This window comes from Bacillus sp. 05T31 (genome assembly GCF_056396725.1).
Map to the genome: position 1 here is coordinate 1 of NZ_JBFTMA010000207.1, position 6,174 is coordinate 6,174.

The 6,174-nt window shown below is 35.4% G+C and carries 8 protein-coding genes; 4 read left to right on the plus strand and 4 right to left on the minus strand.

Annotated elements, in window-relative coordinates:
* The 4 genes from AC1DJR_RS14215 to AC1DJR_RS14230 form a co-directional block, all read right to left on the minus strand.
* The coding region (locus AC1DJR_RS14215; RefSeq protein ID WP_477002856.1) for an IS6 family transposase at positions 1 to 655 on the minus strand (655 nt) is incomplete at its 3' end.
* 124 nt (positions 656 to 779) lie between these two features.
* Positions 780 to 1,121: a YolD-like family protein gene (locus AC1DJR_RS14220; protein ID WP_477002857.1), complete on the minus strand. Its 342-nt coding sequence runs from the start codon at positions 1,119 to 1,121 to the stop codon at positions 780 to 782.
* Positions 1,118 to 2,383: a Y-family DNA polymerase gene (locus AC1DJR_RS14225; RefSeq protein ID WP_477002858.1), complete on the minus strand. Its 1,266-nt coding sequence runs from the start codon at positions 2,381 to 2,383 to the stop codon at positions 1,118 to 1,120. Before AC1DJR_RS14225 ends, AC1DJR_RS14220 begins: the two co-directional genes overlap by 4 nt.
* A gap of 107 nt (positions 2,384 to 2,490) precedes the next feature.
* Positions 2,491 to 2,721 (minus strand): helix-turn-helix domain-containing protein, encoded by a 231-nt coding sequence (locus AC1DJR_RS14230; protein ID WP_002090389.1) that lies wholly within the window; start codon positions 2,719 to 2,721, stop codon positions 2,491 to 2,493.
* A 291-nt stretch (positions 2,722 to 3,012) separates the two neighbouring features.
* On the opposite strand from AC1DJR_RS14230, the gene AC1DJR_RS14235 reads away from it, so the two are divergent.
* The 4 genes from AC1DJR_RS14235 to AC1DJR_RS14250 all read left to right on the plus strand — a co-directional run bounded on the left by AC1DJR_RS14235 (position 3,013) and on the right by AC1DJR_RS14250 (position 5,811).
* Positions 3,013 to 3,333, plus strand: a complete 321-nt coding sequence (locus AC1DJR_RS14235; RefSeq protein WP_477002859.1) for a hypothetical protein — start codon at positions 3,013 to 3,015, stop codon at positions 3,331 to 3,333.
* Positions 3,334 to 3,348: 15 nt separating this feature from the next.
* The gene (locus AC1DJR_RS14240; protein WP_215561305.1) at positions 3,349 to 4,515 is read left to right on the plus strand and encodes an FtsK/SpoIIIE domain-containing protein; all 1,167 of its coding nucleotides are present in this window, start codon (positions 3,349 to 3,351) and stop codon (positions 4,513 to 4,515) included.
* A gap of 22 nt (positions 4,516 to 4,537) precedes the next feature.
* Complete coding sequence (locus AC1DJR_RS14245) at positions 4,538 to 5,113, plus strand: replication-relaxation family protein (protein WP_429688897.1); 576 nt, start codon at positions 4,538 to 4,540, stop codon at positions 5,111 to 5,113.
* A gap of 341 nt (positions 5,114 to 5,454) precedes the next feature.
* Positions 5,455 to 5,811 carry a YxeA family protein gene (locus tag AC1DJR_RS14250; protein WP_477002860.1) on the plus strand — a complete coding sequence of 119 codons (357 nt, stop codon included), beginning with the start codon at positions 5,455 to 5,457 and terminating at the stop codon, positions 5,809 to 5,811.
* Positions 5,812 to 6,174 lie beyond the last annotated feature (363 nt).

The following is a 6,174-nucleotide window of genomic DNA, read 5'->3' on the forward strand; positions in this document are numbered from 1 at the left end:
TAAGTTGGCCTTTTTTAAGTTGGCCTTTTTTAATGATATGCATCGCTTCTATTCCTGAAAGAATAGATTTAGCTGTACGAAAAGATTTCAATCCTAGCATTGAACGAACTCTCTTTTTAATAAAMCGRTGRTCTTGYTCYACAATGTTATTAAGRTATTTYACCTGCCTTATTTGGATGCCCACAGGCATCTTTTTCTCTGTCTTCAACTCTTCAATCGCTATAGGAWAGGCCGGGTTCTTGTCYACTGTAATCACACGGGGYTTTGAAACATGAAAAGACTGCAAAGMTTTCTTGAAAAAACGCTTTGCAGCCCTATGATCTCTTGTTTTRCTTAAATGAAAATCAATTGTATATCCTTTTGAATCAACAGCACGATATAGGTACATCCATTGACCTTTGACTTTCAYATACGTCTCATCGACTCGCCAAGAATCATTGGTTGACTTAAGATGACGTCGTACTCGCTTATCTAATTCGKGRCCATATTGATGAACCCATCGCATGATAKTTGTATGAGCCAGGGATAGCCCGCGTTCTTCCATCATTTCGACTAAATCACGAAAACTGAGGTTGTACCGTAGGTACCATCTCACGGTTAATAAAATAAYATCCGGTTGATAATGTTTCCACTTGAATAGATTYTKCTTTTCCATACCAATCACATCCTTTTTTAGAGTAATAGTATCAGTATGTCCAAGTCTGAAAGACTTTTTTTAGATATTTTGAAGTTTTTSCACCAGAACCACATTTAGTATTTATACTTTGCATTGAATGCTTTTATTTTGCATCAACAACATCCATAAATTTAAGAGTAATCCTGTTATAAAAAGCATCTGTACATAGTATAGAACAATTCAATGGATCAATATCAGTCACGGTCATGTAGTTAGTAAGCAGATAGCCATCTTCGTAATATGTAATCAACACCTCTTCTTCAGATAGTAATGAGCATAATAACATGTTCTCGATAAGTTCTATTTCTTCAGAAGTTAAGATTGGACGTGCTACTTTATTCTTTTCCTTAATAATCTCACGTATACCTTCAAATTGTTCTGTCATTGCAGCAAATGGCGTCCATTTCACCATTCCTCGTCCCTTTGGCATATTAGTGTTGTTCATGATTTGTGTCCTCCTAACAATGTGTTTCTGTATCTTGCTGTAGCACTATTTGTATAAGAAATTCCTCTTAATATGCTGTTCTTACCAAACTTAGTGCGTATTTCATCCATTACCTTCGTTAATTTCATTTCTTTTTCTCGTTGTATTACATTGTCAAAAAGAGATATTTGTTCTTCACCTTCATTGATTAAGTTGGTTAAAGAAACATTGATAGATCTAATTGGTTCCCCGGTATAAAACTTATGTAAAAAATATGTACAAATATGATAGATATCCATTGTTAAATTAGTTGGTCGGTTCATAGTGTGAGTTTTTCTGAAACCACCAGCGTAATTTTTACTGTAACCAATGGAAAAATGGATTGTTTGAGCTAGTTTGTTTTGTCTTCTCATCCGATAACAAACTTCTTCGATATGTTCCAGAAGGATAATTGGAAATTCTTCTATTGTGTAATCACGCATGAGTATTTGRCTYTTACCMATWGAWGTTGTTGYKGGTATGTATTTTTCTGCAATRCGGCTAAAATCAATGCCGTTGCTATGTAAGTGTAATTCTTCGCCAATAACCCCAAAGCTTTGTTTTAAGTATTTGAGCGGGTATTGCGCTAAGTCTCCAATTGAATGTATTCCTTTTCGATTTAACTTTACTTCTGTTTTACTCGAAATCCCCCAAAACTTACTAAGTGGTCGTATCGGCCATAATTTTATGGGTACATCTTCGTACTTCCAATATGCGATGCAGTCTTTTGTCTTCTTCGCTTCCACATCTAAAGCAATCTTACTCATTAAAGGATTAGGCCCAATCCCAATTGTGCATTCAATTCTTGTTTTCTCATATATTTCACGTTTGAATTTCAACGCAAATTCATATGGCTCATTCGCAAACAGATGGATACTATTTGTAATATCCATAAAGAATTCATCGATGCTGTATTGGTGGAAATCCTCAATCGGAACGTATTGTAAAGCTAATTTTGTTATGTAATTTGAGCATTTTATATAAGTTCCCATGATTGGGTTTACTACAAGAATGTCTTTACGCCGTGGTATTTCGTACAACCTTGCCATTTTCTTAACACCTAATGCCTTTAATGGTGGTGTTGCAGCCAAAACAATGGAGCCACTCCTGTTCACATCTCCTACTACAGCTAATTTAGTATGCAGTGGGTCTAAGCCCATCTTGATACAGGACACGCTTGCATAAAAGCTGCGAAGATCTACACATAAAACAATTCGATTTGGCAAAATTGAGTAGTCATACACCGTTATACCTCCTTAAATAAGAACGTCTGTTCTTATTATATACGAATRTGYGTTCTGTTATAAAGGTTTTTTTAAAAAAAATAAAACTGAYTCTAGTTAGCCAGTTTTTACATATCCCAAAARTCGGTGGATTTAACGTTGGGTTTTATTTGCCTAATAACTTTTAAAATTTTTTTCATTACAGTTGGACTAGGTATGTATTCTTTATCATTGCACGCCTTTGAAACTGTAGGGCGACTTAATTTCGCGTTCTTTTCTAAATCATTTTGGGTGAAGCCATTCCGATCTAAAAAATTACCTAATTTCGTTCGGTTTTTACCTCCGAATTTCCAAAACACTTAAATCCCTCCTGAACCCATTTTCAACATTGTGGACATAAATGTAAAAAACTATTCGCATAGACGGAAAAAGTTTTTTACATAATGTACAAGCTGTCCACAATATGATGTATCAAAGCAGCTACCACGGTATTTATTAAGGTAGAAGAATAAGAGGTTACCAAAGTAAGTTGCGAATGATTACCACATTATTTATCAAGATTTCTACCAAGGTAAAACTACCACGGTATTAAGTAGATGAAGCTATGTAATATCTATATTCTAAATTCTGTTTATAAAGGGGGCATTTAAATGCGTGCTAGGAAAGAAACAATTCCTTTTCGCGAGTTTATGGATCGGTCATACAAAGATAAAGAAAAGAAAATACGTAAATACAATTCATTAAGTCCTTTCGCATTCCTTCATATCTCGGATCAGGTATTACATACTTACATTGCATTAGGAGTWATGGGAACGRTTTTAATCGGAGCAGTCATGTTAGAAAAATACTTGGTGCGACATGACTATATATCGGCAGCTAAATTTGTAAGTGAAGGTATTTATCACGGAACGCGAATTGGTGGAGTTTGCTTGATTGGATATGTATTTGTTCGTATCGTAATCATGTTTTAAGGAGGGAAGGGAGTAATGGGGATTATAAAGGAGTGGCTTCGTACGCAAAGGTTAAGGAATCAGCTTATGGAGGTGTTCGGAAAAGCAGGTTTATATACGGAACATCAAACACGCGGGGGAAAAGTGCCTATTTATCCAAAGGTACATAATGTTTCTTCTTCAGCAGAAAGCGTGAGGTATGTTTTTACCATACCAAACGGATTAGATCCACAGAAGATTGAAAAGAAGTGGTTTTGTTTTCAGCAAATATTAGGACGGAATATTACGATTGAAGGTGATGTGAAAAGATTTGTCCTACATGTATTCCGTTCAAATGCTGGGCTAAAATCGTACAATTATTGTTATAAAGAGTGGCAGCCACTATTAAAAGGTTACCGTTTACCTGTTGTGGTTGGCAGGGACCAATTCGGAAAAATGATTGCGTACGATATGATTGACTCCAATTCACCGCACTTATTAATTGCAGGGGAAACGGGAAGCGGGAAAAGTAGTATGGTACGTGTTGTACTATCCACACTCATTCAATATATGTCTCCTGATACGTTGCATTTGTATCTTGGAGATTTAAAAAACTCTGAATTTCATTTCTTGCGAAGAGTGAAGCATGTAAAAGAAGTTTGTATGGAAGAAATTGAAATGAAAATAATGCTTCAAAAGGTGTGGAAGGAAATTAGAGAACGAAGAAAACTTATGGAAGAATATGAGGTTGATCATATTGATGCCTACAACAAATTAAATCCAGATCATCAAAAACCATATATTCTACTTGCTATCGATGAAGTGGCTATGCTTAAAGATGAAAAAGAGTGTATGACTACAATTGAAAAGATTTCAGCAGTCGGTCGATCACTTGGAGTTTTTCTTATGCTTAGTATGCAGCGGCCAGATGCGAAAGTGTTAGATGGTAAGTTAAAACTAAATATGACCGTTAGAATCGGCTTTAAATGTGATAGTGCAATTAATAGTAATATCATGGGTACTCCTGGTTCAGAGCACTTAGAGCAATCTGGCCAAATGATTTTAAAACGAAATGGATTAAAGAAAGTGCAAGCTCCTTATTTGGAATTAAGTAAGGCGAAACAAATTGTTAAACCATATTGCACGTCTAAAGAGGAGAAAATACTTCAGAATTCATCGCAAGAAGAAATTCCGTTATTTGGGGTGTTAGATGATGAAGAGTAGAGATAAAGGAATTTTGAATGATTTGAAGCGATTTAGATGCATGTCCCGTGACGATATTATTGACTTGCATTTTCAAGGCTTAAAGAATGCGGTAACTTGCTGTAATACGGTTATGAAACGATTAAGAAGAGATGGCTATGTTGATGCGAATGTTTGGCAGCACCCATACATTTATTTTCCGCAACCGAGTTCTATCAGAAAGACAAGTCAAAAAACCCCTCATTTCCTTGGTATTGTGGACGTATACAAACAACTCGTTCATTATGAAAATCCTAAACTATTCAAAGTTGAACCAAAGTATGGGAAAGAATATATGGAGCCGGATGCTTTTACTATATGGCGTAGATCACCATTCTTTATTGAAGTTCAAAAGTCAGTGTACAGTAAAAAAATAATGCAAGATAAGATAAACAGATACGAGTTATACTTCCATAGCCAAGAATGGCACAATGAATCCTGGCAACCGATAGGTTCTAAATTCTTTCCTTCAATCCTTATAATTACTGACAAACATTACGACGTTCAATCTCCCTATTTTCGTATATTTCAGGCGAATTCTATAGAAAGTTTTATGAATAATTTAGCGGTGAAATCATAAAGAAAGCCTGCATAGTGCAGAGCTTTTTTCTTTTTGATAATGTATTAAGCCGTGTGTGATGCGGATTGTTAGAAGGCGGTAAATGAGGGGAGTTAATTTGAAACAAGTCATGAAATAGTAAAGAACATGAAGAAGAAAGTAATCCTTCAAATGATTTTCAATGGTTAAGCAAATATTTCATTGTATAGCGTCTAGGGGGATAATATCTCATTTGTAAGTATTTACGTAGTTAATTTTGTTATCTTACGAAAATGTAATGTGGACGTCATGTTTTTGAATTTCTCTTCAAACGAAAACAGAATAAGATTACAGTATAATAGAAAATCAAAGAGGTGAACAACATGAAAAGACATATTGCACTTTTTAGTATTTTAGTTATATTTGCAAGCTTATTAGTTGGTTGTGATATCAACCGTATTGGTAAAGATGAATATTACGTTCAAATTACAATGGATGGAAAAGAGGGAGTTTCAAAATCTATGGATGGTGAAGTGATGGGAAAGGAGTATGAATATATATTATCGGGTTTTGATAAGGAAGGTAAAGAAAAGGAGTTAGAATTTGCTGCGCAAAAGAATCTTCGTAAAAAAGCATTCCTACGTGTATATCACTCAGATAAAAAAGGTGTAACAGCTTGGGAAGAAGTGCAGAAAGACGAGCTTCCTACGATAGTGGAAGGAAAATTAGGTGTGAAATAATCAGTTATTTGTGATGGTAGATTCTCCTACGTGGAGGGTTCGCCGTTTTTTMTTATATKTTATSTYTTAGTTTTYTATATAAAGTATAGTGAACTACCCACCACTTACCGGCTATCACTGCTTGAAGTGGGGGCTTCCTGATTCTACAAGCATTGCCTATCTCTTACGAGATTCGGTCTTACACGCTCTCCACAGGCGTAGATTATACTGTTCGGACAAGACCTTGCCCGGTTCTGGTGCCAAAAGTATAACACTTGTGCAATGAATCTGTAAATCTTGGACATACTGATACTATTACTCTACAAAAGGGTGTGTGATCAGTATGAAAAAGGAAACTTTGTTTAAATGGAAGCACTATCAGCC